Here is a 25234-nt window from a genome sequence, read left to right on the forward strand (position 1 = left end):
TTCAACACCTCAGGCAACGCCGCACAGCGTATTCAGTCCCGGCGTGCGGAAGCGGATCTGGTCCTTGTGGACGATGCCGTTGTCGGCCACGCTTTTGGAAAAGTCCGGCGTCCACGGCTGGTTCGATTTCAGCCACTCGACCTGGTTCCAGTCGATCGCGCCGGCGTCGGGGTCCGCCTGCAGCAGCGGCACCAGCATGGTGTCGCGCACGTCACCCAGCTTCATGTCCGGCGTGACGCACAGCAGGAACGGCGACGCGAACAGCGAGTGCCGGTCCCAGCTCGCGTACAACAGCTGCTTGCCCTTGAAGTTGGCCACCGCATCGCGCGGCACGCCCACGTATTCCTTGATTGAAGTTACAGCCATGATGATTCTCCTCGCATGTATTTGTCATTGCGGCGCCGCCCCGCCCTCCGTCATCGGCCGGCGGCGCCATAAGCGGCGCTTACTTGTTGGCCTTGGCCATGCCGCGCCAGCGGTCGAAGTTGGCCTCGTCCTGGGAGCCGACGAAATCGCCGTTGTCCACGCCATCCTTCAGGCTGACCCAGTCCATCCACGCGCCCACGTCGCCGCCCAGCTCCTGGAACAGGGCCGGCATCGGCAGCCAGGCCTGGATGTACTTCTCCGGCTCGTTCTCGAAGATGTGCTGGCAATGGTCCGAGCAGAAGTGATACTTCTCGCCCTTGTACTCGGCCTCACGGTGGCAGCTCAGGGTCGGGTCGCCCGGTTCGCTGAACACGGCCGGCAGCTGGCAGCACTGGCACAGCTTGGCCAGGCCGAAGTTCTTGAACGGCGTACCGGCGTCGGACAGCTTCTTGATGTGCTTCCAGCGCGGCCGGTAGTACTTGTCGAACGTGGTCGGGTACTTGGCCGACAGCCATTCCATGTCGTCCTCGGACGGAATCCAGCTGTGGAACGCGGTGCCGAAGCTCCACTGGTACAGGCCCAGCATGAACTGGTGCGACATGTGGTCAATCGCTTCGCCTGCATCGGCCCAGCCCTTGGGCGGACGGATGCCGTAGCGGGCCAGGTCGCGGAACAGCGCGCCGCCGTTTTCCTCGCCGTAGATTTCCCACGCCTCGCGCCACGACATGACGCGCTTGGGCAGCATGTAGTCCATCATGGTGCTGACCAGGCCCAGCACGCGAAAGCCGCGCCAGAACCACTTGTCAATCCAGCCCTGCACGATGGGCAGGTTGGCCGGGTCCTGCTCCAGCATGAACTTGATGCACTCCAGGCCCAGCGTCATGTGGCGTGCTTCGTCCGACTGGGCCGAGAAGCCGAAGGTGACGGTGGCCATGTCGCCGTTGTAGGCGGCGCCGGACATGAAGGGCACGAACAGCAGGTTGGTCAGCACATACTCGAACGAGAAGCCGATGGCGATCATGAATTCGAACGGGCCGGCCGACATCGCATCGTCGAAGAAGGAACGGGCCACCGAGGTGTACCAGATGCGGTCACGCTGGTCGGCGAAGGCGTGGAAGCCGTTGTAGTACTTGTTGTAGTTCGACAGCGCATGGATCTGGGTCTGCGCGTGGCGGATCTCGTCGATGGCCTGCATCTGGCATGCCACCTGGGTGCCCACGCCGGGGAACTCGCGGCCGGCGCGGGAAAAGCCCTTGTGCGCCGCGTATTCGCCTGGGCTGATCGCCTGCAGGAAGATTTTTAGCGCGCTCAGGTAGCGGGCGTCGGTGATGTTGAGGTGGCCGTTGTTCTGGGCATGGGCGTCGATCACGGCGTAGAACTTGCGCTCCTTCTCGGCCTGGTATTTCCAGTACGAGTCCATGGTCAGGCGGAATGGGTCTTCCCATTTTTCCCAGTCGTGGATCTTGATGCCCTCGTAGCGCGCGTACGGGAACACTTCCTCCTGCGGCTGGTAGCTGGTTTCCCACGCCAGGTCGCGGGTGAGCAAACGGTATTTTTCCTTCAGGCCCAGCTTGGGCTTGGTCACTTTGGTATCCATGTCGTGTTTCCTTAATTGTTCCAGTGGAGCGTCAGTTCGTCTTCCGTCTCGTCGACGTTGCCGCTGAGCGTGATCAGGTTGACCTGCAATTCCTGCAGGTCAAAATGGGCGCCGGTCTGCTCCTCGATGGAGCTGCGGCGGATCACCAGATGGCCAGGGGCGTTGATCTTGACCATGGCCGGATCGCGCTTGATGGTGGCTTCCGGGTTGTCGGCCAGGATGGCGTCGATGATGGGACGGGTCGCTTCGTTCGCTTGCAGTGCGATAAATACAGTGGACATGGTGTCTCCTCAGACTTCGATGCCGATTTTGTTCATACGCGCCTTGAAGGCCGCCACTTCCTCGCCGAGCACCTCGTCGGCCTCCACGCCCAGCGCCAGGCTGGCTACGGGCAGCAAGGCGGCCGCCGCGCGGTTGCTCCATTTCTGCGTCCAGTCCTGCAGCACGGCGCGGTTATGCGACGATTCCGCCGCCGCCGTGCGCAGCACGGCATCGACCCACTTGCGGGTTTCGTCGAACCAGTCATTCATGAACTGGGTGAGCATGGCGACGGCCGAACCGCCGGCCGTGGACCAGGTGTCGTCCACCACGCGCTCGTAGATCAGCGGGTACAGCAGGCCGTCCAGCGCCGCGTTCTGCGCCACGAACAGTTCGAACGGATCGCGCAGCACCAGGCAATCCTCGATGTAGCGGCGCAGCGGCTGCCACGTATCGTCCCCCAGCCAGGCGCGCTTGCCCTCGGCCAGCGCCTCCGTGCCGTCCAGCAGCAGGCCAAGGCGCGACAGGTACTGCGCGATGCCCAGGTTGTCCATCGCGTGGTACATGCACGGCTGGGTGAAGATGGTGCTGTAGCCATAGCCGCAGATGAAGGTGTTGTTCAAATTGGCGCCATAGGCCGCGTGACGCAGCGGCACCAGCACGCGCAGGGCCGCGTCCTTCAGACTGTCCGGCAGCGCGTCGGCCAGGCCGCGCGATTCCACGAAGCTGAAATTGGCCTCGGTCGTGTCCTGCTGGCGGGCGCGGGCCAGCGTGTAGGTGTTGTAGTAGAACTGGCGCGGGTCTTTCAGCGCGTACCAGTCGGCCATCACGATCTTGGTGATGGAGGCGTCGTACAGTTCCTGGCTCGGGTCCCAGGTGGGGCGATAATGCAGGTTCTCGGCGGCCTGGATATCGTAGCTGCCCTCCTGGTAGCGTGAGGCCGGCTTGTCGCCAAAGCGGCGCGCCAGGTGGTCGAAGGTTTGCCGCAAGGGCTGGATGCTGAGTGTTTGCAGATCGATTTGCATGGTGGTTCTCAAATTAGATGGTTAAGCATCGGTGGACTTGAACGGGTGCGCGGTCGCATCGGACAGGCGCCAGTCCCAGTCGTCGGGCGTGTCGGACGGGGCGGACGCCGGCAGCACCTCCACCTGGTTGGCCTCGCAGAATTCCGCGTAAGCGTCCGGGGTGAGTATCAGCTCGACGAACAGTTCCGGCTCGCCGATGGCGAACTCGAATTCGATGAAGCCCTTGCCGCGTGCGCCGCGCGGACGCACGAAGCGGCGCGTGGTGTCGAGCGGGCCGGGCGCGCCGGCCGTGTCCAGGGTGGATCGCATGGCCGTCCTCTCAGCTGACCACGGTCAGGAAGGATTCGTGCAGCTTGCGCTGTACGTAGTCCAGGCCACCTTCGACGATCAGGCCGTCGAAAGTCCAGGTCAGCGGCGCGTGGTCCGGATAGGGAGTGCGGTCTTCCTTGAACGTCTCGAAGCGGTTGCCCGAAGGGTCGAAGGCGTAGATGGTGCAGCCGCGCGTGACGCCATGGCGGGTGGGGCCGATATCGACTGGCACCTTGTGCATCGACATGATGTCGCCGGCGCGCAGCACGTGGTCCCAGCTGTCCATCAGGAACGAGCAGTGGTGCAGCTTGCCCGGCTCCGGATACTCGCCGAACGCGATGTCGTGCGACTTGATCGAGCAGCTGAGGAACACCACCTGATTGGCCTTGCCGTCCGGCGTGAGGATGTGTTCGACCAGCGTGAAGCCCAGCACGTCCACGAACAGCTTGCGCACTTCCTCGATGTTGGGACCGTACAGCAGCGCATGGTCGAGGCGGCGCGGCGCGATGCCCCGCTCGGACTGCGGGGACCACGGCGTCGGGTTGACGGGACCGCAGCCGTTGCCGTAAGCCTTCTTCTCCGCATACAGCTCGATGGTGTGGCCGGTGGCGACGACGAAGCGCACGCGCTCGCCCGTCTCCAGCATGTCGCCCGCTTCGATGCGTTCCGTCTTGACGCCGTAAGCTTGCAGGTCCGCCTCCAGCTGGTCCAGGGTCGCCTTGTTGAGCACCTTGAAGCCGATGAAATCGAGGCCGGCGCGGTCGGACTGGCGCAACACCACGCTGCTGTGGTCAATTTCGTCCCAGCACTTGAGATAGACGCGGCCCTGGGCATCGCGGCCCGTTTCCTCCAGGCCCATCACGTCGCGATAGTGGCGCACACCTTCATCCAGATCGAGTACGCGAATTTGTACATGCCCTGGACGCAAAACACCTGTCATTGCCATTTAAAATCTCCTGGTTGTAATAAGAATTGCCGGGTCAAGCCTGCTTGGGGGCGGCCTGACTCAGTACTGCGCGCTTCATGTTGCCGACCACGCGGATTTCGAGGTCGGTACTGGGGGAAATGCGGCATGCGAGCACCCTGCCCTCGCGTTCGTCGTCCGCATCGACGTGGCAGCGGCTCATCGGCTTTTGCACGTAGCGGCCGGACAGCACCTCCACCTTGCATACACCGCAAGCGCCGCCGCGGCAGCCGAGCGGAATCCCGCGCCGGCCCAGCCGGACCATCCCTTCCAGCACCGACTTGTCGTCGGGGCAGGAAAAGACTTCCCGGGTTTCAGATACCGTGATGTTGAACATCGTCACGATCGCCTCCCTGCCGTCAGATAGGGGTGGGTGAGCGCGGCCGGCGCCGGGACGATGGAGTGGATGACGCCGCCTGGCCGTAGCCGGCATGGGGCGTGCTGGACAAGGCTGGCGCGGTGCTGCCAGGCCGCAGATGGGCTGCTTGTTTCATGGCTGTCTCCTGTGATATCGGGTTGCCGGCTGCTGCCGGCAGAAAAAGATCGCATGTCTTTTTCAAGCTATATAGCAAGCCCCATGCCACAATCTAAGCCATTGATTTAAAAGGAGAACACAATACCAGCACCTGAAACGGCCCTGGCCGTACTCGACAATTTGGTCAAACGAAAAACCGGCATTGGACAAATTTGTCAAACCCGTTCAAAGGGAATGCTGCCTAAAAGCCAACAGGAGTAAGCTATGGCCGACGGCTGTTTTAGTTGGATTTCGAGCCGCGGAGCGCGGCATTTCCCTTGCTAGGCAAACGACAAAGGAGAGCAATGATGGCGAAGAATACAATCTGCCTGTGGTACGACCACGATGCGGAAGAAGCCGCACATTTTTATGCACGCACCTTCCCCGACAGCTCGGTCGGGGCGATACACCGGGCGCCGTCCGATTTCCCGGGCGGTAAGGCGGGTAACATTCTGACGGTCGAATTCACGGTGATTGGCATACCGTGCCTGGGCCTCAATGGCGGGAGCATCTTCAAGCACAACGAGGCGTTCTCATTCCAGATCGCGACCGATGACCAGGCGGAAACCGACCGTTACTGGGACGCGATCATCAACAACGGCGGCGCGGCGAGCGCGTGCGGCTGGTGCAAGGACAAATGGGGCTTGTCGTGGCAGATCACGCCGCGCGTGCTGACCGACGCCATGACACAGGGCGGTGAAGTGGCCAAGCGCGCCTTCGACGCGATGATGAAGATGCAGAAAATCGACGTCGCGAGGATAGAAGCGGCAGTGCGCGGCGAGGCCAAGGCCGGCTAAATTCAAGCAATGGCATTTCGACCGCCCGGTCGTTGAACGTGTGTGCATCGCCGCAGCTCGACTCGGAGCGCACAAAAGTTATAATATACGCAATAGTGACCAAATTTAAATTCAATTGGATCGGCTATGCGATATAAACGATTGATGTGGGCAGGCGCCATTGCGATTGCAGCCTGCGGCTATGCCTTGCTTTCCACCGCGCAGTCGACCAACGGGCCGGCATGCGGACTCGGGCCGCCTCCCGGCTCGCCCATGTTCGCCAAGTTTGAAGCCCAGCAGGCTGAAGAGGTCGCGCGTACCGGTTATCTGACGGTCTGCGAAAGCAACCTTGCACGTTACGACGTCAGCTCACAGCTGCGATCACTGGATGCGGCAACCGCCGGACTTGAATTCCGTCCCGTTGAGTTGGCCGGAACACCGTTCAGTTCCTTCACGAGTATGGGGGCACTGGCCGAAGCCGTATCGAACAAACAATCGCGGCTCTATCGAAGTTTCCGTATGCCCGACGGCCATACGGTAACGCTCTTTGAACATGACATGTCCGCCGACGGCACGCATTCTTATCGGCTACCCAAGGATGAACCTGAACGCGTCAATGACTTGCCAGCCCGCCTGGTGGTACTGCAAGCGGGCCAGGACAAGGCCGTCTCGGTACTGAGCTGGAACGAAGGCCGGCGCTACTATGAAATCTGGCTAGATGCGAACGTCGAACTTGAAAAGAAACGGGCGCAGCTTTTTGCCTTGGCGGCGTCGTTGCCCAAGTCGATCCCGGCCCGATTGAATGAGCCGCCGGCCGATCCGGTCGGGCTGGGGCCGGATGGCGTGCCACTCATGCCGCCACCGCCAGCAACGATACTAATGGACGTGCGGGAACACTAATGAACGTCCCAGGCAAAATCAACAAGCTGAACGTGATCCCATCCGCGCCCATCACCTCGCATCCGGTAACGGTCAGGAACGGACGGAGCGAAATACCGTAGCGGGAATGATCGAAGGGGCGCATGATCTAAGTAAGGGCCGCAATCGGGCTGCGGACGGTTTAGGAGTGAATTCGGCATGACAACCAGAATTACTGTAGCCGCTGGCAACGCCAGGATCGGCGATATTATCTACAACGGCCTTGGCACCGGCAAACACCCAACCTACGCCTGGGAAGCTATCACCCAAATCAATTCGGTGGATGGACTGATTCAGCTGATTACCGGCCATCTCGAAGGCCCCCACGGTGAATTCTGGTTCGAGCCGGACGAGTCCGTTGTCGTGGTTCGCCACCCTCCCGCAGAGCCCAAACCAGCTATCGCAGATCCCCACAACAAGCGAACTCGCGGGCATTAGGACAGCCTTTGTCCTCGGCGGTGGTTACATGATGGCCCTGTGCCGCTTGTGATATTGCGTGGATTTCGCCAGCCACCGGCGCCGGCGCGCCAGTGGGCGTCCGTCACGCCTCGATTTGGAGCACTGATTTCTCTTGATCACGCACGTGGGCGCCCCGGCACAGTAGTTCAGCGAAACGCGTCGCATCGATATTCGAGCCGCACACGATCAACGCGACCCGCTTGCCCGCCAGCCTGTCGCGCAGCGGCCCAAACAACGCCGCTGTCGCCACCGCCGCGGCCGGCTCCGTCACCAGCTTGGCGTCGCGGAACAAAGTCAGCATCGCGCGACAAATCTCGTCGTCCGTCACCCGCACCACGTCGTCGACGAAGCGCCGGCACACGCCAAAGCTGTAGGCCATCGCGTATGGCGCGCCCAGGCTGTCGGCGACAGTGTCGACCCGCTCCAATGTTTCCGGCGCGCCCGACTGGAAACTGCGGTACAGCGCGTCGGCACCGAACGGTTCCACACCGTAGACGGCACAGGCGGGGTTGATCTGCTTGACGGCGGCGGCGATGCCGGCGCACAGGCCGCCGCCGCCGACCGGCACCACCACCGCGTCCAGCCCCGGCACCTGTGCCATTAGCTCCAGTCCGACGGTCGCGGTGCCTTGCGCGGTCAGTGGCCCGTCAAACGGATGCAGCATGCTGCGTGCCTCGTCGCGTTCGATCTCGCGTCCGCGCGCGAAAGCCTGGTGCACATCGGGCATCAACACCACGTCCGCGCCCAGCGCGCGGCAGGCGGCGATGCGCGCCGGGCTGGCGTGCCGTGGCATAACGACCTTGGCGCTGCAACCGGCCAGGCGCGCGGTGTAGGCCACGGCGATCGCATGGTTGCCTGCGCTGACGGCGACCACGCCGCGCCGCCGCGCCGCCGCGTCGAGCGCCTCGATGCAGTTGAGGGCGCCGCGTAATTTGAAGGTTCCTGTCTTTTGAAACAACTCAAGCTTGAGCCAGACTTCGCCGGCGCCCTTGAATTCTTCTTCGATGATGCCGGTTTGCCAGCGCCAGACCGGCGTGTGCAGGATTTTCCCGGCCAGACGGTCGGCGGTGGCGTGGATCTGGCCCAGCGATGGATAGGCGTGGGATGGTGCGCTCGGCGTATGGGTAGGCATGGGTATTTCTCCATTGAATAGACAAAGGGATGCGACCGGGGTCGCGTCGGAGTCTGGGGGCGCCGAGCACCGGCAGCGCCGCAGCTCAGCGACCCTGAATAATTCGGATAATGGAGACGGCGGGAAGGCGGAAAGCAGGCTTGGCGCCACCGGCGAACGGGGCAGCGCCAACGCCGGAAGCGACGCTGCTGCGGTTCGAAACGGAGGGCATGTGCAAATTCATGCGTTCAATCATGCCAAAAAAGCAGCTACGTGGCAAGTGTTTCGATGCGTAAGTAGTGCGATAGCACCAAGCGCTGTATGCTGTGGTCTAATTTGCCCGGACACCTCGATAGGTGGAAAATTCACCACCCGAGGAGAAGTGCATGACAAGAAAGCGTAAAACATTCGATCCCAGTCTGAAGCTGGAAGTTGTTCGGATGGTCACAGAACAAGGCCTGAGCGTCCAGAACGTCAGCGAGAGCATGAGCATTGGCCCGACGGCGATCCGCCGCTGGCTGGCCCAGTACAGCGCTGAGCAGAACGGCCAGCCCGGCATCGGCAAGCCGCTGACGGCGGACCAGCAGCGCATCCGTCAATTGGAGCTGGAAAACCAGCAACTCCGACGGGATGTCACCATCTTAAAAAAAGCTTCGTCCTTCTTTGCCCGCGAAATGAAATGAGCTACCAGCTGGTTCGTCAACGGCAAAAGGAGGCCATCCCGGTCAAGCATAGTTGTCGCGTCCTCGCCGTCAGCCGATCCGGTTATTACGAGGCGCAGCGGCGTTCTGCCAAGCCGTCGGTATGCAAAGCCAGCGTTCATTTGAAGGCCGCTTTCCTGGCAAGCCAGCAGAGCTACGGCTGCCGGCGGCTGGTGACGGCCATGGCCGACGCGGGCTTTGCCATCGGGCGCCACAAGGTGCGCGGCCTGATGCGCAAGGCCGCTTTGAAGCCGGTCTGGAAGCGAAAATTCGTCCATACCACCGACAGCAAGCACGACATGCCAGTCGCTGCCAACGTGCTCGATCGGCGCTTCAATCCGACCGCGCCGAACATCGCGTATGTCACCGACATCACCTACATTCGCACCGGGGCCGGATGGCTATATCTCGCCATCGTGCTGGACCTCTATGCCCGCAAAGTGATCGGCTGGGCCATGGCGCCGAGCATGCCCGCCAAGCTCGTTTGTGACGCTTTGAAGATGGCAATCACGCACCGTCGGCCAGCGCCAGGGTTGATTGTCCATTCAGATCGCGGCAGCCAGTACGCCAGCGAGCTGTACCAGGATCTGCTCAAACAACACGGTTTCGTTTGCAGCATGAGCCGCAAAGGAAACTGCTGGGATAACGCTGTCGCCGAGCGCTTCTTCCTGAACCTCAAGATGGAACGTGTTTGGCAACGCCAATACGCCAACCATGCTGAGGCCAAAGCGGACATCACCGACTACATTGTTGGCTTCTACAACTGCAAGCGCATCAATTCAGCATTGGGCAATTTGCCGCCCGCCGTCTATGAACGGAAAATGGCAGAAAACGAACCTATTGTTGTGTCCGAATTTACTTGACCACCGCAATCCTTCAATCAAAAACTCCAAGATGGGCGAGGTGCGCGACAAATAGAGCACGTGGACAATAATGATGTTCCGGACATCTTCATAGGGCGTTTGGCCCATGCCTGCGCGGTTCTTTCGACGGGATGGATCGTCTCCGTGCCGGCATCTTTATAACCATCGAATTGCGCGCCAAGGAGTTGGATGAGCCGGTATTAATGGCGGCTTTGGGGCGGCTTCCGCCTGGAGTGTGGGATTTCGTGAGTTTTGCAGATGAGCGAGCTGCTATCCTGAACGCCGTCGGCTGAGTTCGGTCAACAGCAGTCAGTTTGAATGGAGAGGCTATTGTGCCTGAGTGCCTCGGATTTCGTTTGTGGGGCAACACACGGATTTCTAAGTTGAGTAGGACTGCTGTCCTGAGAAAACACCTCCTATGGGGAAGCGAATTATGGAGTACCCAGCCTACGCGCGGGCGATCGCATTGTCCTCCGCACCTGTAACTGGTATATTTAGATTTGATAACGAGTTTCAAATCTTTCCAGTTCCGGCAGGATCGCCGACAACAAATCATATTGAGGCAACCTATCCATTCATCATAGAGGTGAAGTACACAGCGACCGATCTGGGAAGCTATGTGGAGGCTGGCTATATCGAGTCGGACTGGATCAATCAAAAGCGTCGAGTCGATCGGATCAATCACGTGCTTCTGTGGCTTACCACATTGACCACCTTTAAATTGGTGTTGCCAAAACAACGATCCACATGGTTTTGGCCAGAAAGCGATCGACTCGAGGATCCGTTCCCACTGCCGCAATGGGGGATGGAATCATACATTCTGCGCGAGATCGGCCCTAGCATTGACGCATTCTCTCAATCCAAGCTCCAAGGTATTCAGCTTACGAACTTCCGCGAGTATTATGCACGTCTTGGATTGATGGCTGGACATGAGTTGGACTTGCCGGATTTGATAAACGACCTGCTGGCGGATGCTATTTCGCTTAACGCTGAAGCATCAAAGGCATTTCTCTCGGCCTGCTTATTGTTCCGTCAGGCGAATGATCTTTGGCAATACTACTCGAGTCTTTCGTTTGCTTCGGCCGTGTCGGCACTTGAGACATTAATCGACTACAACCACAGGGGACATAAAACTGAGCGATGCGAGGCATGCGGTCAAGAACGCTATCGCGTAGTAAGAAAATTCTTAGAGTTCTGCCTTCAATACGGAGCCGGCAACCCTAAGCAGCTTCTTAGCGAGTATAAGAAAGTCTTTAACAAAATTTACAGCACACGTTCCGCCTTATTGCATAAAGGGAAGTTGATGCACGACGACTTATATAGTCCTACTGTTGGATCGTGGGATAACTTTGAAGAACGCGAACAGCATCGGACTCTTTTAAGGTTGTATCGAATCTGCGCTGTTAATTGGCTCCGCGCGGCCGCTGCTGAACAACGGGCGGTGAAAGTGACTTAACCTGTGATGGCGATTTCGTTGGACAAGGTGGTATAAGGGCTTGCTTTGATGGTGGGCTAATCCCGTACCACAGCCGGTCATGTTATATTGGAAATTCTCGATAAGTAACACATTAGACTATATGAACAGCCACGTTCGCTTACTCAACGCAATGCGCCAAGTTCTCCAGGAAACAGGGATCGCCGAAGTCCCGGCCGCCGGTGAGTTCACGCTTCTGGAAAATAATACTGTGCTGTTTCCCGGCGCTGTCTACGGATTTGCCGCTCGACTTACCGACGAAGAGAGGCATAAACTCTTCGAGGAAGCGAAGGGCCGGCGATTGAATCGCATTCAAGAGTTAAACGACTTCCGACCAATCGAGGGCGATCTGTACCCCATCTATTGGGGCAAAGACAAGCAATTGGGTGCGCGTCCACACCAGCACTTATACGATCCGACGAAAACCGGTGCGATTCGGCTCTCAACGTACGCATCGCTGGCGGGCAAGACCATTGCATGTGTCAGCCTAACGGTGGCCGATTTTGAGAACGCCGAGCGCTCCATTCAGAAAAGATTTCCGGACCTGCTGAAGACCAGCACGAAGAAATATGCATCTAACAGGGAGGTCGACTCCGACATCTTGCGGCAAGAGCCCCAACCTGTTGGTAAGCTTCACGCTTGATACCACAGGCAGAATCCGGCCAGTAGCAGTCGTTGCACTAATCAGGAAATCGAATGCGTATCGTTGGCTGGCCAGAAGAACCCGACGAAGATGGTGGAATTCTTCCGGTGACTATCGTTGACGTAGACCTTCAGGGGACACCTGAAGAGCTGCGTGCTATCGGTGAATTTTTGTTGAAGGCAGCGGCTGAGCTGGAAATCGCGCAAGCCAGCAATTTGCCATTGGATGTAAGTATCGACTTTGGAAATTCAAACCCGGATGCTGAAGTTGGCATATCAGTCAACGTCGTTCGGCATGTCAATGAATAGGGAATTGAGGCGAACGACTCGATCCGGCTAGAAGCAGCCATTCAAACTTAACCAGGTTTCCCAATGCTTGGGGCTGGCGGTACGCGGGGTTTGTCGGTTTGTTAATGCTGAGTGTACGCATAATGAGATAGCAAAGGCAGCGATGGAGTGAGACTTACTACCAAATAGGCCAGTGCTACTAACTTTCTAGAAAGTAGAACCATGCTTCCTCATAGGGGAAACTATGGCTTTACTGGCTGGAAGATTAGTATATCGCAATCTTCTCATGCTATATTTCCAATCTTCAATTTATATCGCGTAGGGTAATCAAAAAGGCATGCCCAAACAATCCCACCGAACTCTAGAGGCCTATAGGGAAGCTGCAGATGCATTGTATGCAGTAAGTGGTATGGTACTATTTTCGTTTGCGCGGTACCACTGCGACACAAAAAATATCATTATCAGAAACTTTGTCGCTCGTTCCGCCATTACCCTGAGAGGCGTCTTCGCACTTTGGGATGTTAGCGACTTCCAAAATGCGTGGGTTGTGCATCGCGCCTTAATAGACAGGATGTTTCACATCCATAGCCTCGGTGTTAATGACGAGTTCTCCAAATTTGATGATTGGTCATTCTTTGAACAGTACAAAGCGCAAAATCGAGTCAAAAGCGACGATTTATTCAAGCATCAGGCTGTTGGCTGGATATATGAGCTTAGCGATGAACAGAAGAAGCGGATTAGGGAACTAGAAAAGAATAAACCAACTTGGAAGCGACCAAAGGCTGAATCCGTTGCTAAGGACATGGGGATGGACTTTTTATACAAATATGCGTATGACTACGCATCAATGCACGTACACCCAATGGCGAATGACGGAGAGGAGGATTTCTACACCATAACAAAGTTGGAGCCCGCACACAATTTCCCATCAAATATCTCGGTCATTACAAATACTATATTGGCGTCGTCGATGATTCTACAGGATGCTTTGAACCACAGCTCCTTTAGGTGGAGAAGCGCCTTGTGGGATTTTTTGGCGGAAGTGAGGAAAATGCTGGGAAGCAACGACGACTCTTACCAGGTTACGTTCTTGAAATTGGTGCAGCTGTTTGAATCTAATGGTTTGAGTGAGCCAAATTTAAAATAGCCTCACATTGGAGTGTTAGTGTATGCTGGAGTTCGCTATGTCAATGATACCTAATACCAAATGAGGCACTCACATGATAAAATTCAGCGGCTCGGCAAGATAAATTACACCTTTTGGGTGTCTGCAACACGTTGGGTGCGAATCTATGCCAGCTCCGGAAGTTGATATCTTTGCTATTCGTAGAGTCGTCCGCAGTTACAATGCGGGCGAGACCTTGATCGATACGGATACATTAATGATGAAGATATTAAGTTCGTTTCCGCACGCTGTAGTTTTCGAGGTGTGCACAACTATTTTTCCGACCTGGCAGCACTTCCACACCTCATTTTTACCGAAGCAGACACTGTAACGGTTATAGACCATGAAAACATCTGCGGCATATTCGAAAAATTCCTAACCTCTCGTTCGGCCGGGTCTGCGCGAAAAGCCGCGCAGAGCAGTGAATTCAAACGCCAATCATCTGAATAAAGGCAAGTTCATGCGGAAATCTATGAAATTTCCATTGATATCGATTGTCGGACTACTCGCGGCAATGCTCATATCCACTCCATCAAATGCAGGCGACGGCGTATTACTTGGTGTTGTGACAGGAACAAAGTACAGAAGTATGTCTACTGAACAGCGCGAACTTTGGTTTGTAGGATCATTGGATGGGATTATGGCTGAGTCGTTTGGCGTTTCCGGAGTTTTGCTTAGGTCCGAAATGCTAGCAGAGTCCCCGGACTACTACAACCATCGGAGTTATGACAGCTGGCTCGGAGATTGTTTGTCAAAGTTCGATGTCAAGCAAGTACAGGCCATTTTTGAAAACCACCTTGATTCTAAGCCTGAGACATGGCATGCACCAGCCGCGTTAATTGAGCGGGAGGCGCTTGTTGGTTTTTGTCGCCCAGTTTTACGCCCGGACATCAAAGGGTTTGCTAAGCCATAATGGCTAGTGATTCGCTCCACTGACCACCGCTGGCCGCCAGTGAGCTTGAACGTTGGGCCAAATGAACGATTCGATGAAAACTGAGACAAAGTGCTACATGTGTGACCAAATCGCCGTTAGTGACGAGCACGTGCCGCCGAGGTGCATCTTCCCAAAGAAGAAAGATCTGCCTGCTGGAGTCGACTATCGAAAAGACCTGATAACAGTTCCGTCCTGCATAAATCATAACTCCGAAAAATCAACTGAGGATCAGTACTTTTTGAACGTCTTGGCTGGCTGTGATCAAATCAATGAAATCGGAAGGGAACATTTTAGAAGACAGATAAGGCGGCAAAACGCGCGAAATCCAAGCATGCTTCGCAGGTTCGGCGATTGCGCTATTGAGATTAATGATCGACTCGGCTTCATGGTGGAAATTGATCGCCTGGATTTATTCGTCGGACATCTCGCGCATGGCTTGTATTTTGCCCATTTTGGAACCAAATGGCGTGGAGACCTGGGATGGTTCCCTGAGTTTCTTTCACGAGTGACCGATCAAGATCGTGACGCTGAACCCCTTCGCCTTGCCGCCATCGAAGAGACTCATCTTGAGTTCAATGACATTCCCTTTTATGGCGCGAACTCAAAGGTTTTCACCTATCAAGTTATCGGCACAAGGGAACAGTGCAAAATGAGACTACATTTTTACGAGGGCTGCAAAATACTTCTCATTTTCTCCGCGCACTGTTCTTAACTGCTCCATCAATTACAACGGACGCCTTACGGCGCCGACGAGTAGTTACGTTGAACATTTCAATGAATACGTTAGTTCTGCAATGGGGCGGAAACAGCCTGTAACCTGATACCATGCACCGGTTCAAGTTAGCAGTACCTCAGATCAATCCCCGCTGCGATTGAACTTATAGGCAAGCTGCCGCCGTGTAATACCCAGCAGCCGCGCAGCCTGGCTCAGGTTGCCATTGGCTTTCTTGACGGCGAGATCGACCAGCGCGTTTTCATGGGCGATAAGGTTGAAGTCCGGCCCCAGCAACTCCTCGCAAAGACCCTGCTCCCTGGCGGCACTGCGCTCCGGCAAGTGCCCCTCCAGGTCTATCCCCTCCCCCTCCTGCACGAACTGCTGCTGCTCGGCAAACAGATGGCTCGCTTCGATGCGCCCGCCCGGCGGCACCAGCAACACGCCCCGTTCGATGACGTTTTCCAGTTCGCGGATATTGCCTGGCCACGCATACTGGCTCAGCATCTGCATCGCACGCTCCGTCACGCCCAGCACCTTCTTGGGATAAAGCGCGCTGAACTTGTCGATAAACGAGGCGACCAGCAGCGGCAGGTCGGTCGGCCGTTCCCGCAACGGCGGTATGGTGACGGGATACGTCGCCAGCCGATAATAGAGGTCGGCCCGGAACTTGCCGGTACTGATGGCCTGCTGCAGGTTGACGTTGGTGGCCGACACCAGCCGCACGTCGACCTTGCGCGCATGGTCGTCGCCCAGCCGCTCCACTTCGCCCGTCTGCAGCACGCGCAGCAGTTTGACTTGCGCGGCCGGCGCCAGGTCGCCGATCTCGTCCAGGAACAAGGTGCCGCCATGGGCTCGTTCAAACCGTCCGGGACGTGACTGCTCGGCGCCCGTGTACGCACCCTTGGTCACGCCGAACAGTTCCGCCTCGATCAAATCATGCGGTATGGCGGCACAGTTGACGGCGATAAAAGGCTTGTCGGCCCGCGGCCCATTCTCATGCAGCCAGCGGGCGAAGCGCTCCTTGCCCACGCCCGTCTCGCCCAGCAGCAGCACGTTGATCGGGCTCTGCGCCGCTTTCTGCAACAGCGAGAAGGCCGCCTTGAACGCGGCGGAATCGCCCACCAGGCTGTCCGTTCCCCGTGCCGAACACAGGGTGGCGCGCAGCTGCGTTACTTGCTGCTGCAGCTCTATCATCTGTTCGGCAATGTTCTCGGGATGGAAGTAGCGCAGGTAATCCTCGTCCCATTCCTCGGCATTCTTGCCCACCATGTAGCATCGCGCTTCGCCGCAGGCGTGGCAGGCCGTCTCGCGGAAGACGATCAGCCTGTTCATGAACGCCGTCACGTAACCGGACGCATAGCCGATGACGCTCCAGCACGCATGTTCCTTGTCCACGCCAAAGGTCTGCAGGTGAGATTCGGCCTCCCAGGAATTATCGAGCGTGAATTCGCCGTAGAAATTACCATGCTCGAAATCCAGGTCGCAGCGCACGGTCCGGGTCTTGACCACCCCTTCCAGCCCGTGCAGTTCCGGCCCTAGCAGGAAGATGTCGGCCAGCGGACGGTCGCCGGCCATTTTCTTGGCCAGTTCGCCATCCTGCTGCCCGGCCACAAAGCCCATCCGCACCAGCAGGCCGCGCGCCCGTTCCACGCCCAGCGAATCGAACAATTCCTTGCGCAGGGCGCCGAAGGCACGCGTGTGCAGCAGCATCATCCGGCTCTCGTCGAGCCAGATATTGCCGTTGGCGGTATCGAACCGCAGGCGCGATCGGAGGTGGAACACCTCGCTGAGCGCCTTGTCTTTTCCCATGTCTCGCATTCTGGTTTAATAGTTACCCTACTTTAACGCAGAAAACCGCTTTCTTGCCATGTTCCACCGGACTCAGGCCACCGCCGGGGCCGGCCGTTGCGCCGCCGGCACAGCTTGTGTTGCCAGCTTTGCGGGACGCAACAGGTAGTGCGCCAGCGCCGGCAGCAGGATCAGCGTACCCAGCATATTCCAGACAAACATGAACGCCAGCAAGATGCCCATGTCGGCCTGGAACTTGATGGGGGAAAAGGCCCAGGTCGCCACGGCGATGCCCAGCGTTACGCCCGTCAGCACCACCACCTTGCCCGTGAACAGCAGCGCGCGGTAGTAGGCTTGCGACAGGCTCATGCCGGTGCGCATCTGTCCCAGCGTCACGGTCATCACGTACAGTGCGTAGTCGACGCCGATGCCGACACCCAGCGCGATCACAGGCAAGGTCGCCACCTTGACGCCGATATGCAGGGCCACCATCAGCGCCTCGCACAGCACAGAGGTCAACATCAGCGGCAGCACGGCGCACACCACGGCGCGCCAGGAGCGGAAGGTGACGAACGACAGCACGATCACAGCCGCATACACCAGCAGCAGGATCTGCGAATTGGCGCGCTTGACGACGATGTTGGTGGCCGCCTCGATCCCCGCGTTGCCGGCGGCGGACAGGAAGCGGATCTGGCCATTGTCATGGGTCCGCGCAAACGCCTCCACGCTGTCGACCACGCGGCTCAGGGTATCGGCCTTGTGGTCTTTCAGATATACGTAGACCGTCAGCAGGTCGCAGTTCTGGTTGAACAGCTCGCGCGGGGCGCGGGTGATGATCGAGTTCAGCATGTTCTGCGAACGGGGAATCTCGTACCACTTCATGCTGCCCTCGTTCATGCCGGCCGCCGCCTGCTTGGCCAGCGCGGCCAGGGAATTGGTGGCCTCCACGCCCGGCAGCTGCTGCAGGCGCGACTCCAGGTCGTCCACCAGCTGCAGGGTGTCGTAGTGGGCGCAGTAGAATTGCGGCGTCTTGACCATGACCACGTAGGTGTCGCTGCTGGCGGCATAGTTGGACACCATGAACGCGTTGTCGCGGTTGTAGCGCGAGTCGGGGCGCAATTCCGGCGCGCCGGGGTCGGTGTCGCCTATCTTCAGCTGGGTGCTGACCAGGAAGCCCGCCCCGCCCAGCACCACACTGGCCGCGATGGCAATGCCGGCCCACTTGCGCTGCGTGAACAGGTCGAGAAACACCCAGAACGGATGCTTGTCCGCTTCGTCGCTCTGTTCGGCCACGAGGCTGCGGCTGGCCGCCGTGGCGCTCACGCCGGTGAACGACAGCAGGATGGGCAGCAGCACGAGGTTGGTGAAGATCAGCACGGCCACGCCCAGGCTGGCGGCAAGGGCCAGTTCCTTGATGACCTGGATATCGATCACCAGCAGCACGGCGAAGCCCACCGCATCGGCCAGCAGCGCCGTCATGCCGGCCAGGAACAGGCGGCGGAAGGTGTAGCGCGCCGCAATCAGTTTGTGCGTGCCGCGGCCGATATCCTGCATGATGCCGTTCATCTTCTGGGCGCCATGGCTCATGCCGATGGCAAACACGAGGAACGGCACCAGCACGGAATACGGATCGAGCCCCAGGCCCAGCGTAGGCAGCAGGCCCAGCAGCCAGATGACGGCCACCAGCGAGCACAGCACAACCAGCAGCGTGCTGCGGGCGCAACGGGTATGCCAGTACAGCACGCCGGCGCAGATGGCGATGGCGATGGCGAAGAACGCCAGCACTTCGCGCATGCCGTCGAGCAGGTCGCCTACCACCTTGGCAAAGCCCGTGATGTGGATGTGGATGTTGCGCGTCTCGTACTTGGCGCGCAGCTGTTCCAGCCGGCCCGACAGGTCGTGATAGTCGATCGCCTTGCCCGTCTCCGCCACCTTCTCCTGCAGCGGCAGCAGGATGATGCTGGAACGGTAGTTGGCGGCCACCAGCAAGCCGATTTCGCCCGACCGCTCGACGTTGACCCGCACCTGGTCCAGGCTACCGGGCGAACCGTCATAGGTATCGGGGATGACGGGGCCGCCATCGAGGCCGTCCTCCGTCACACCCGTCCAGCGCACGGACGGCGTCCACAGCGACTTCATGTACGGCCGGTCGACACCGGGATAGAGAAACACTTCGTCCGTGATCTTGCGCACCGTTTCCAGATAGTCGGCATCGAAGATGGTGCCCTTGTCCACTTCGACCGCGATCCGCAGCGAATTGCCCAGGCCCGCGATCTGGGCCTTGTTGGCAAGGTAGTTGACGATGTAGGGATGGCGCGTCGGTATCATCTTTTCGAAGGCGGCATTGAGCGTCAAGCCCAGCGCCTGGTAGCCCAGCAGCGCCGTCACGATCAGGCACAGCACGGCAATCGCCAGCCGGTTATTGAACAGCAAGCGTTCCACCAGCGTGCCGGAGCGCGCATCAAAGTCGCGCAAGTCCCGGATCACCGGTTCGTCGTTGGATATAGGACCGTGGCTCATTTTTTACCTTCTCCAGTAACAGTTGCGGCCGCGATGCGTACCATGCCCCGCATGCCCGATAACACCAGGCTGCCGTCGGCGGACTGCGCGACGCCAGTGAATGCGGCCCGCTGTGCGAGCGGCACGGGGGTAAAGCTCGCCCCGTCGTCCTGGCTTTTCAATACCCGTCCCGTCTCGTCCACTAGCACGATCTGGCCGGAGGCGAGGCGCTGGCCTGCCGTCAGCGTGATCGGCAGGCCGGTTTCGACCTTCTGCCAGTTGACGCCGCGGTCGGTCGAGCGATAGGCGTTGCCGCGCAGGCCGAACGCCATCAGCTCGCCGTGGCGGCCGGCCACCATGCCGAAGTAGCTGCCCGCGTAGGGCGTCTTGATTTCGTGGAAGGCTCCGATGCCGTCGTCGGAGCGATACAGCGCGCCCTGTTCGCCGGCCAGGTAAAGCGCCCTGCCCTCGGCATAAATCCGGTACAGGTGATGGCCGCGCGCATTGTCGATCTGGCCCCGCAGCGAGGTCCAGGTGGCGCCGCCGTCGGCGGTGGCGAAGGCCATGCCGTAGGCGCCGACCGCCATGCCGTGCTGCGCGTCGCTGAAATAGACGTCCAGCAGGGGCTTGTCCGCGCCTTCCGCCAGCAGGCGTTCCGCATCGTGCAGGCGCGCGCTGCCCGCCTCGCCGTCCTGCGCGGCGCGCTCGCGCGCGCTGGCCAGTTCGATCTGCGCCGCCTGCAAGCCGTCCAGCTGTTTGCGCCAGGTGGCGCCACCATCGCTGGTGGCCAGCACGACACCGCCGTGGCCCACGGCCCAGCCATGCTGTGGATCGGGGAAGTGCACCGCCGTCAGCGCGACGCTGACCGGCACCGGCGCCTGGCGCCAGCTGTTGCCCTGGTCATCCGACAGCAGGATGATGCCGCGCTCGCCGACGGCAACCAGATGTCCGCCTGCGCTGGCAACGCCCAGCATGACAGACGATTCGGGATGTTGTTTGATAACCGCCGCCCGCGCCAGCAGATCGACGCCGGTGGGCGCCGTGGCGGCGGCAGTGGCGGTGGCGGCGGTGGCGGCGGTAACGGCTGCAACGGCAGCCAGGAGGCCGCAGGCAAGGCAGGCCGCGGCGATACTGTGATTTCGACTATATGACATGATGGTACTCAATCCGATGAACCGCAGCCGGCCGGAAGGCCAGCGCTGCGGCTAAAACTCAGGCAATGTCACCGCTCGGTGCGAACAGAAACTCGTCGTCCCCGCACAGGCGGGAACCCATGCGGACGCAGCCAGGCAAACTCCCTGTGAAGGGAACGACGTGCTGGCGTCAGCACTTCACCGTGACAGAGCCAAATTCAGTAGCGGGGAACGGCGCGGGACCGCTCATCGCAGCCCCGCAGCCAGGCCGCCGGTATGCTCAGCGCGCCGCTTCCGCCGCGACGGCGTCGCCGGTGAAGAACTTCTCCGGCTTGCGTGGCACGATATGGAACGCTTCGTCGTTAAGCAGCTGGACGCCGCTCATGGTGCCCGCCTGCAGGTTGAACACCAGCACCGGCTTGACCAGGTTGGCCGGCACGGACGGCGCCGCGAACGGCGTCATCTGCGAGGTGCGCCACAGTTTGCCTTCCGCGTCAAAGCCGTCCACCAGCGCCAGCAGCCAGCTGTCTTCATCGAAGTAGTAGCGGCGCTTGGGCACGGCGTGACGCTTGCCCGGCGCGACAGTCGCCTCCACCACCCACACGCGGTGCAGCTCCCAGCGCAGCTTGTCCGGGTTGTAGTGGTGCTTGCCCAGCGCATCGTCCAGCTTGGCGTTGACCAGGTTGTTATTGTTGTAGGGGATGTACAGCTCCTGCTTGCCGATCAGCTTCCACTGGAAGCGGTCGGGCTGGCCGAAGAAGCCCTGCACTTCGTCGAAATAGTTGGCGCCGGAGGCCACGAAATCGGGCGTGTCGTAACCCACCGTCGGCGCACGGCGCACGCGGCGCTGGCCCACCAGGTACTGCCACGCCTGGCGCGGTTCCTTGGCGTTGATGGAGTCGCGCAGCACCAGCGATTCGCCGGCCTTGAACGGCGGCGCCGTCGTGATGAAGCGCTGCAGGAAGTATTCGCCCGACCACTTGTCCGCGCTGCCGTCTTTCTGATAGTAGGGATACTGGAACCAGATGTCGTTGCGCGTGGCCAGCGTCACCGAACCGTCGGCCGAGCCCACCACGTTGCGGAAGGCGTAGGCCACCGATTCCGGCTCCACCCGCAGCAGGTAGTTCCAGATCACTTCCGCGCCGCTCTTGGGCACCGGGAAGGGAATGCCGCCGAAGCAGCCTTCGACCGTACCGCCGCCCTCGGCCAGCTTGCAGCTGGAGGCGTTTTTCAGCGTGCGCTCATACACCAGTTGCGGCGCGGCGGCCGTGCGGTGGGTGGGATAGACGTCGAGCCGGAAGCTGTCCGGGTATTTGGCCAGCAGCGCGCGGGTGCCTTCGCTCAGCTTGGCGGTGTACTGGGCGGCGTTTTTCACCGTCACCTGCAGCAGCGGCTTCTCGCCCGGGAACAGATCGACCGGCAGGTCGCCGTGCATGGCGCCGGCCGGCGCCTTGGTCAGGCCGCCCGTCCAGGCGGGGATGGTGCCGTCTTTGTTGGCGGCCTTCTCGGCGCCCAGCGGCGTCAGGACCGTGTTCAGTTTGGCCGCTTCATCGGCGGGCACGGCGGCCAGCGCCGGCTTGCCGGCGGCAAGGATGGTGACCATGGCGACCATGGCGAGCAGCTTGGGTTGGGTATGCATGTGTGTCTCCGGCTAGATAATTAGAAGGTGCGCTGTACCGACAGGGTCACGAAGTCCCGGTCCTTGTAGTACTGCTGGTAGCTGGCCTGGGTGTTGGTGGCCGCGTTCAGCGACGGCGCCGGTCCCGCCGCGCCGATGTAGTGGGTGTACTGCAGGCCGGCGCGCCAGGTCTTCTTGTAGTCCAGGTTGATGCCAACGCTGAGGTCGCCGCCATGCTCCGGCGCGACCTGGAACACGGCCGAACGGCCGGCGATGCCATAGCCGATACCAAGCGGCACCTGCAGATCCAGGCCCGACACGACCTGGAAGTATTCAGGCTGGAACACCATGCGCATGGCCCAGGCGTCGCGGGTGTGGGTGGTATTCAGCACGCCGTTGGCGAACATGGGATTGACCGGGTTGCGCGTCACGCTCAGCAAACGGTTGAACGCCAGCTCGCCCACGAAGCTGCCGGCGTCCCATATCGCGCTGGCAGGCAGCACGGTGATGGCGGACAGGTTGGCGTGCAGGCTGTTGCCGACCGCGTAAGGCGAATTGCGCTTGTTGTCGGCAGTAGGGTCGAAATTGATGACCAGGTCGCCCAGCGGCGCCAGCGGCGTATCGCGCCGGGTCGACATTTCGCCGCCCACGTTGGTTTCGCCCACCAGCGTCGAGAAGCTGGCGCCGTACACCTTCACGTTTTGCGCATACATCAGGCGATAGCTGCCGCCCTTGTAGGCGCCCGGATCGGTCACGGTCAGCACGGGAATGGGCGCCTTGTCGTCATACTTTGCCGCGTACACGCCGTATTCGACGTCGCTGCCCGGCACCTTGAACTTGATGCGGGCGCCAAACTGGCCCGAATCGCGGCCCTTGAGGTCGGGCGCACGGCTGGCCGCGCCGCCCACGGGCGTGAGCAACAGGTCGGCGCCGTCGCCGACGAAATCGGCGGGACTGAAAAAGCTGCCGGCGGCCGGCAGGCGCAGCGGGCGCCACTGGTACTGGTAGTAGGCACCGATGGACAGGTCGGAATTGATCTGCAGGTTGCCCGAGACCTGGCCCACCGGCAGTGCAATCTCCTTGAACTGCACGCCAGGCAGCGAGTACAGCTTGATCAGGTCCACCGGCCCTTGGGCGTAGGCGATGCCGTTCGCGCCCAGGAACAGGGTTTCGCCGTAGAGCTGGGTGTGGCGGCCGATGCGGCCGCTCAAACCCATGCTGTCGCCGATATCGGTGCTGCCGTAAATGAAGGCGTCGGCCAGTTCCGCCTTGCGGCCCATGAGCCGCTTGGCCGCCGGGGTGTACACATTGTTGGGGCCGCCCGCCAGCGCGCCGGCCGTGTTGGGGAACGGGATCGTGGTGGGAAAGTCGTTGCTGCTCTTGTTGTAGACCGTGTCGTACCAGGCGGCGGCCGACACGCGGGCGCCCAGGCCCTGGTAGGAGACATCGAGTTCCGTCAGCCAGTCCACGCGGTTGTTGATCAGCCCCTTGTCCAGGCTCAGGTCGCCAGCATCCACGTTGGGATTGGCATATGAGGCGGCCACGTCCTGGCTGGCGTCCTTTACGCGGAAGGCGGCGGAATACTTGAAGGTGTTATCCCAGCGTACCTTCAGGTCCGGTTGCCCCGTTTCGATGGTTGCCGCGCGCGCCTGGCCCATCTGCATCATGATGGCGATGCTCGTCATGACTGCGACGCCGCCCGCAGATACTGCGTTTCTGTTGCTCATGTCGTCTCCGTTAAAGTCTTTTTTATCGTTCCCAAATGCATTCGCAGCCCCGGCACGCGGCGCGGGAAGCGCCTGTGCCGGCCCGAAACTTCAGGACTTTTTGCATGGTAAGACGCACGAAAATGAGCGTCCAATGCCTTCTCGGCGTCAACTCAATACGAAAAAGGTATGACTCACTGCCCGTCATTCTTAAATGCGCATAAAATGGCGGGTCGCGGCAGCGCGGCGCGGTCGGCGTGCAAGGTCCCCCCGTCGCTGCGCAGCCACGCACGCCCTGCCCTACACTTGCCGAGGTTGAAGTGAATTTTCGTCAAATCAAATATTTCATCGCCGTCGCCCAGGAACTGAACTTCGGCCGTGCCGCGCTGGCATTGAACATTTCGCAACCGCCGTTGACGCGCCAGATCCAGCAATTGGAAGAGGAAATCGGCGCCCCCCTGTTCGAGCGCACGGCCAAGGGCGTCACGCTGACCCAGGCGGGGGAATTGCTGCTGCAGGAATCGCTGAACATCCAGTCGCTGGTGGAACAGGCCGTCGAACGCACCCAGCGCGCCGGCCAGGGCAAGCTGGGGCGGATCGACGTGGGCATCTTCGGTTCCGGCATCCTCGATACGATCCCGAAACTGCTGCTGCGGTTCCGGACGGCCTACCCGGACGTCAATATCGTGCTGCACACCCTGAACAAGACGGAGCAGATCGAGGCCCTGCGCCAACACCGCATCACCATCGGTTTCAACCGCATGCTGGAGCCTGTGGCCGACCTGCGCATCGAACTGGTCCAGACCGAGCCCCTGCTGGTGGCGATGCCGGAAGGCCATGCCATGGCGGCGCAACAAGCCATCGCGCTGGCGGCGCTGAAGGACCACCCGATGGTCCTGTTCCCCACCGGTGTGAAGCCCAATTTCAGCGACCGGGTGATGGAACTGTGCCGCCAGGAAGGCTTCCTGCCCAACGTTTCCCAGGAAGCGGGCGACTCCGTCACCGGCGTGGCCCTGGTGGCCAGTGGCTTCGGGCTGGCCCTGGTGCCGGCGTCGGCCACCAGCCTGCACCTGCCGGGCGTGGTCTACCGGCCGTTGCAAAACGCGCCGCACGCCGTGGTCGATCTCAGCTGCATTTACCGGCAGGACGACGTGTCGCCGATCCTGGCGGCCTTCCTGGCGATCGTGCGCACGCATGGCGAGCACGCCGGATACCAAAAATAAGCGGAAAAGGTGCGCTCCCACCAACGGGTTCTGCCACGCAACTTGCATGCGTGCGTAGCGCGTGGCCTTTTATTCCCGGGCTTGCAGTCCATTTTCCGGCCGCGTTGACGCCCCCACCTTTAAGGCCTAAAGTAACTTTTTGGGGCCAGCGATCCTCGCGTATTGGCGCGGAATCGGTACTCGTGGAG

At 60.0% G+C, this 25234-nt stretch carries 25 protein-coding genes; 11 read left to right on the top strand and 14 right to left on the bottom strand.

Annotation, left to right across the window (positions count from 1 at the left end; genetic code table 11):
• Positions 1-9: 9 nt before the first annotated feature.
• The 8 genes from AC3WOS_RS00150 to AC3WOS_RS00185 form a co-directional block, all read right to left on the bottom strand.
• On the bottom strand, positions 10-366 hold the full coding sequence (locus AC3WOS_RS00150) for a phenol hydroxylase subunit P4 (RefSeq protein WP_492713658.1): 357 nt from the start codon (positions 364-366) through the stop codon (positions 10-12).
• 79 nt (positions 367-445) lie between these two features.
• Positions 446-1963 carry a YHS domain-containing protein gene (locus tag AC3WOS_RS00155; protein ID WP_492713659.1) on the bottom strand — a complete coding sequence of 506 codons (1518 nt, stop codon included), beginning with the start codon at positions 1961-1963 and terminating at the stop codon, positions 446-448.
• A gap of 11 nt (positions 1964-1974) precedes the next feature.
• Complete coding sequence (locus AC3WOS_RS00160; RefSeq protein WP_492713661.1) at positions 1975-2244, bottom strand: MmoB/DmpM family protein; 270 nt, start codon at positions 2242-2244, stop codon at positions 1975-1977.
• Positions 2245-2253: 9 nt separating this feature from the next.
• Positions 2254-3246, bottom strand: coding sequence for an aromatic/alkene monooxygenase hydroxylase subunit beta (locus AC3WOS_RS00165; RefSeq protein ID WP_492713663.1), 993 nt, complete (start codon positions 3244-3246; stop codon positions 2254-2256).
• A 21-nt stretch (positions 3247-3267) separates the two neighbouring features.
• Positions 3268-3555, bottom strand: coding sequence for a phenol hydroxylase subunit (locus AC3WOS_RS00170; protein ID WP_492713665.1), 288 nt, complete (start codon positions 3553-3555; stop codon positions 3268-3270).
• Positions 3556-3565: 10 nt separating this feature from the next.
• The gene (locus tag AC3WOS_RS00175; RefSeq protein WP_492713667.1) at positions 3566-4501 is read right to left on the bottom strand and encodes a catechol 2,3-dioxygenase; all 936 of its coding nucleotides are present in this window, start codon (positions 4499-4501) and stop codon (positions 3566-3568) included.
• Positions 4502-4535: 34 nt separating this feature from the next.
• Positions 4536-4856 carry a 2Fe-2S iron-sulfur cluster binding domain-containing protein gene (locus AC3WOS_RS00180; protein WP_492714003.1) on the bottom strand — a complete coding sequence of 107 codons (321 nt, stop codon included), beginning with the start codon at positions 4854-4856 and terminating at the stop codon, positions 4536-4538.
• Between the two features lie 22 nt (positions 4857-4878).
• A complete protein-coding gene (locus AC3WOS_RS00185) occupies positions 4879-5013 on the bottom strand; it encodes a hypothetical protein (protein ID WP_492713669.1) in 135 nt (44 codons plus the stop codon).
• 325 nt (positions 5014-5338) lie between these two features.
• On the opposite strand from AC3WOS_RS00185, the gene AC3WOS_RS00190 reads away from it, so the two are divergent.
• The 3 genes from AC3WOS_RS00190 to AC3WOS_RS00200 all read left to right on the top strand — a co-directional run bounded on the left by AC3WOS_RS00190 (position 5339) and on the right by AC3WOS_RS00200 (position 7165).
• The gene (locus tag AC3WOS_RS00190; RefSeq protein WP_492713671.1) at positions 5339-5830 is read left to right on the top strand and encodes a VOC family protein; all 492 of its coding nucleotides are present in this window, start codon (positions 5339-5341) and stop codon (positions 5828-5830) included.
• A 126-nt stretch (positions 5831-5956) separates the two neighbouring features.
• Positions 5957-6709 (top strand): hypothetical protein, encoded by a 753-nt coding sequence (locus AC3WOS_RS00195; RefSeq protein ID WP_492713673.1) that lies wholly within the window; start codon positions 5957-5959, stop codon positions 6707-6709.
• Positions 6710-6886: 177 nt separating this feature from the next.
• Complete coding sequence (locus tag AC3WOS_RS00200; protein WP_492713675.1) at positions 6887-7165, top strand: hypothetical protein; 279 nt, start codon at positions 6887-6889, stop codon at positions 7163-7165.
• Between the two features lie 103 nt (positions 7166-7268).
• Here the strand turns inward: AC3WOS_RS00200 and AC3WOS_RS00205 are convergent, their stop codons facing one another.
• Positions 7269-8318 (bottom strand): threonine ammonia-lyase, encoded by a 1050-nt coding sequence (locus AC3WOS_RS00205; protein WP_492713677.1) that lies wholly within the window; start codon positions 8316-8318, stop codon positions 7269-7271.
• Between the two features lie 365 nt (positions 8319-8683).
• Between AC3WOS_RS00205 and AC3WOS_RS00210 the strand changes: the two genes are divergently transcribed.
• The 7 genes from AC3WOS_RS00210 (at position 8684) to AC3WOS_RS00240 (ending at position 15076) form a co-directional block, all read left to right on the top strand.
• A protein-coding gene (locus AC3WOS_RS00210; RefSeq protein ID WP_492713679.1) for an IS3 family transposase occupies positions 8684-9861 on the top strand; the annotation gives its coding sequence in 2 pieces (ribosomal slippage) (positions 8684-8930 and positions 8930-9861; 1179 coding nt in all).
• A 433-nt stretch (positions 9862-10294) separates the two neighbouring features.
• On the top strand, positions 10295-11317 hold the full coding sequence (locus AC3WOS_RS00215) for a hypothetical protein (protein ID WP_492713681.1): 1023 nt from the start codon (positions 10295-10297) through the stop codon (positions 11315-11317).
• A 121-nt stretch (positions 11318-11438) separates the two neighbouring features.
• Complete coding sequence (locus tag AC3WOS_RS00220) at positions 11439-11978, top strand: hypothetical protein (protein ID WP_492713683.1); 540 nt, start codon at positions 11439-11441, stop codon at positions 11976-11978.
• A 53-nt stretch (positions 11979-12031) separates the two neighbouring features.
• Positions 12032-12286 (top strand): hypothetical protein, encoded by a 255-nt coding sequence (locus tag AC3WOS_RS00225; RefSeq protein ID WP_492713685.1) that lies wholly within the window; start codon positions 12032-12034, stop codon positions 12284-12286.
• A gap of 316 nt (positions 12287-12602) precedes the next feature.
• Positions 12603-13412, top strand: coding sequence for a DUF5677 domain-containing protein (locus AC3WOS_RS00230; protein WP_492713687.1), 810 nt, complete (start codon positions 12603-12605; stop codon positions 13410-13412).
• A gap of 490 nt (positions 13413-13902) precedes the next feature.
• On the top strand, positions 13903-14343 hold the full coding sequence (locus AC3WOS_RS00235; protein ID WP_492713689.1) for a hypothetical protein: 441 nt from the start codon (positions 13903-13905) through the stop codon (positions 14341-14343).
• A 97-nt stretch (positions 14344-14440) separates the two neighbouring features.
• A complete protein-coding gene (locus AC3WOS_RS00240) occupies positions 14441-15076 on the top strand; it encodes a hypothetical protein (RefSeq protein ID WP_492713691.1) in 636 nt (211 codons plus the stop codon).
• A gap of 144 nt (positions 15077-15220) precedes the next feature.
• On the opposite strand, the gene AC3WOS_RS00245 is transcribed toward AC3WOS_RS00240, so the two are convergent.
• The 5 genes from AC3WOS_RS00245 to AC3WOS_RS00265 form a co-directional block, all read right to left on the bottom strand.
• Positions 15221-16888, bottom strand: coding sequence for a sigma 54-interacting transcriptional regulator (locus AC3WOS_RS00245; protein WP_492713693.1), 1668 nt, complete (start codon positions 16886-16888; stop codon positions 15221-15223).
• Positions 16889-16960: 72 nt separating this feature from the next.
• Positions 16961-19387 carry an efflux RND transporter permease subunit gene (locus AC3WOS_RS00250; RefSeq protein ID WP_492713694.1) on the bottom strand — a complete coding sequence of 809 codons (2427 nt, stop codon included), beginning with the start codon at positions 19385-19387 and terminating at the stop codon, positions 16961-16963.
• Positions 19384-20520 (bottom strand): WD40/YVTN/BNR-like repeat-containing protein, encoded by a 1137-nt coding sequence (locus tag AC3WOS_RS00255; RefSeq protein ID WP_492713696.1) that lies wholly within the window; start codon positions 20518-20520, stop codon positions 19384-19386. Before AC3WOS_RS00255 ends, AC3WOS_RS00250 begins: the two co-directional genes overlap by 4 nt.
• Before the next feature lie 259 nt (positions 20521-20779).
• Positions 20780-22138 carry a DUF1329 domain-containing protein gene (locus AC3WOS_RS00260; protein WP_492713697.1) on the bottom strand — a complete coding sequence of 453 codons (1359 nt, stop codon included), beginning with the start codon at positions 22136-22138 and terminating at the stop codon, positions 20780-20782.
• Positions 22139-22158: 20 nt separating this feature from the next.
• Positions 22159-23844: a DUF1302 domain-containing protein gene (locus AC3WOS_RS00265; protein ID WP_492713699.1), complete on the bottom strand. Its 1686-nt coding sequence runs from the start codon at positions 23842-23844 to the stop codon at positions 22159-22161.
• 299 nt (positions 23845-24143) lie between these two features.
• Between AC3WOS_RS00265 and AC3WOS_RS00270 the strand changes: the two genes are divergently transcribed.
• Positions 24144-25046 carry a LysR substrate-binding domain-containing protein gene (locus AC3WOS_RS00270; protein ID WP_492713700.1) on the top strand — a complete coding sequence of 301 codons (903 nt, stop codon included), beginning with the start codon at positions 24144-24146 and terminating at the stop codon, positions 25044-25046.
• The last annotated feature ends 188 nt before the right edge of the window (positions 25047-25234 follow it).

The organism is Rugamonas sp. FW305-51 (genome assembly GCF_058786935.1).